Annotated in this window: 3 protein-coding genes; 1 reads left to right on the top strand and 2 read right to left on the bottom strand. The window is 75.1% G+C overall.

Translation table 11 applies throughout. From position 1 onward, the window contains the following. The coding region (locus tag ACYVE9_RS22630; protein ID WP_461029735.1) for a transcription antitermination factor NusB at nt 1-868 on the bottom strand (868 nt) is incomplete at its 3' end. Nucleotides 869-907: 39 nt separating this feature from the next. Next, a complete protein-coding gene (gene fmt, locus ACYVE9_RS22625; RefSeq protein ID WP_461029734.1) occupies nt 908-1,840 on the bottom strand; it encodes a methionyl-tRNA formyltransferase in 933 nt (310 codons plus the stop codon). 257 nt (nt 1,841-2,097) lie between these two features. Here fmt and ACYVE9_RS22620 point away from each other — a divergent pair. Further along, a partial coding sequence (locus tag ACYVE9_RS22620; RefSeq protein ID WP_461029733.1) for a hypothetical protein occupies nt 2,098-2,522 on the top strand: 425 nt, incomplete at its 3' end.

Genomic DNA, 2,522 nt, shown 5'->3' with positions numbered 1-2,522 from the left:
CGCAGCCGTCCAGCCAGCGGGTGTCGCCGCCCTCCAGCGGGGCGTTGGCGAAGGCTGCGGCGACGAGCTGGCTGCCCTCGTCCTGGACGCCGGCCCGTCCGTCCCGGACGGCCTCCACCGCGCCGGGTTCGCCGCCCTCGGCGAGCCGGACCGCGTAGGGGGACCAGCGGCCGGGCAGCGCGTCACCGGTCAGCAGTTCCTCGGTGGTGGACCGGCCCGGGCGGGCGACGAGCGTCACGGCGGGACGCTCGTTGTCGGCCTCCAGCAGCGCCTCGATACCGGACCGCCCGCCGCCGAGTGAGTCCCAGAGCGCGGAGACGATCCAGCGGGGGTGGGAGTGGACGACCGCGAGGTGCTCCTCGGGGTCGTCCTCGTAGGGCGGCGCGACGACGTCCAGCCAGCCGTCCAGGTCGTGGGCGGTGATGCGGCGCAGCACGGCGTTGACGAACCTGGCGCGGCCGTCGCCGAGCACACAGCGGGCCAGCTCCACACTGGCGCTGACCGCGGCGTGCGCCGGGATGCGGGTGCCCAGCAGCTGGTGGGCACCGAGTGCGAGCACGTCGAGCACCGGCGGGTCCACCTCCCGCAGCGGCCGGTCCACGCAGCGCGCGATGATCGCGTCGTAGGTGCCCTGGCGCCGCAGGGTGCCGTAGACCAACTCGGTGGCGAGCGCCGCGTCCCGGGCGTCGAAGTCGCCGGCCTCGCCCGCGGCCCGCAGCAGCGGGGGCAGGACGAGGTTGGCGTACGCGTCGCGCTCGTCGACCGCCCGCAGCGCCTCGAAGGCGGCGATGCGCACCGGGTCCCGAACGGGACGGCGGTAGGGCTTGGCGGGACGGTTGCCGGGCTTGCGGCGGGCCTGGTCGGTCACAGGGAAGGTGCTCCGGAACTGGGACGGCAAAGCTCCAGCCTACGCGCCGAGCCGTTCACCGCTGGTCACCCGTACCCCGCGGGCCCAGTCGGCGGCCTTCATCGGCTTCTTGCCCTGCGGCTGTACCCAGACCAGCTCCACCGGGTGCGAACCGGTGCCCACGTGCACGGAGTTCTTGGCGGCGGCGATCTCGCCGGGGTCCAGAGCGGGGTGGTCAGGTGCGGGGGCGGCCTGGACCAGCTTGAGCCGCTCGCCACGGAAGAGCGTCCACGCTCCCGGGTTGGGGGCGCAGCCGCGCACCACCCGGTCGACCCGCAGGGCGGGCGCCGTCCAGTCGACGCGGGCGTCCTCCACCGTGATCTTCGGTGCGTGGCTGACGCCTTCGGCCGGCTGCGGCACGGGGTCGAGCGTGCCGTCCTCGATGCCGTCCATGGTGGCGGCGAGCAGGCCGGAGCCGGCGAAGGCCAGCCGGGTGAGCAGGTCGCCGCTGGTGTCGGTGGGGCGGATCTCCTCGGTCACCACGCCGTAGACGGGACCGGTGTCGAGCCCTTCCTCGATCCGGAAGGTGGCCGCGCCGGTCACCTCGTCGCCGTCGAGCAGCGCGTGCTGGACGGGCGCGGCGCCGCGCCAGGCGGGCAGCAGCGAGAAGTGCAGGTTGACCCAGCCGTGGACCGGGACGGAGAGCGCCGCGGCGGGCAGCAGGGCGCCGTAGGCGACCACCGGGCAGCAGTCGGGGGCGATCTCGCGGAGCCGGTCGAGGAAGTCCTCGTCGCGGGGGCGGGCCGGCTTGAGGATCTCGATGCCCGCCTCCTCCGCGCGCTGGGCCACCGGGGACGCCACCAGGCGCCGGCCGCGGCCGGTGGGGCCGTCGGGGCGGGTGACGACGGCCGCCACCTCGTGTCGCTCGGAGGCGATCAGGGCGTCCAGGGCGGGCACGGCGACCTCGGGGGTGCCGGCGAAGACGAGCTTCATCGGGACGGGACTACCTCTCCAGGACTGCGCGGACTGACGCGTCAGTCTACGGTCCGTCAGCGTCCGGCGCCTTTGGGGGCGCACGGCCTTCGCCGCACGCCTTGAGGACGGTCGGCACGCCCCCGGGCCGTGACCAGAGCGCCCGTTGCCGCGTTGGTCAAGGGGACTTGACCGCACCCGAGAAGCCGACCCGCCTGAAAGGGCCGCAGCGCGCGGCCCTGTTCCGTTCACTCCACGCCGGTCCGAGAGGCTTGTTCATGGCCGACCACGCCACCCACGACGCCCAGGCACGAGCCAGCCTGCACCTGCTGGTGCGGGACATCGAACGGGTCCGCCGGCAGGTGGACGCGCTGCGTACCCTCACCGCACAACTGGGCAACGTCTACCGGCCGCGCCGGACCGGCCCCTCGGCGGGTTTCGTCGTCTACGGCCGGGCGCCGGCCCCCACCGTCCGGCTGGCCCAGGAACTCCGGGACAGCGTCGAGACGCTGGTCACCTCCGCCGTGGAGTTCGACCGCTCGCTGGGGTTCTCCTGGGACGCGGTGGGTTCCGCCCTCGGCGTCACCAAGCAGGCCGTGCACCGGCGCTACGGCTCCCGCCGGGCCGTCGAGCGCCCCGCGGGCCTGGCCGTCACCACCGACGAGCCGTCCGGCGAGACCCCGCGGGACGGCGGCACGCAGCC

It is taken from the genome of Streptomyces sparsus, assembly GCF_054776295.1.
This window is presented reverse-complemented; position numbering and strand designations above follow the sequence as displayed.

What these genes read in the sequence shown, in the direction of transcription:
- fmt (WP_461029734.1), bottom strand. Translation starts at nt 1,840, where the DNA reads ATGAAGCTCGTCTTCGCCGGCACCCCCGAGGTCGCCGTGCCCGCCCTG.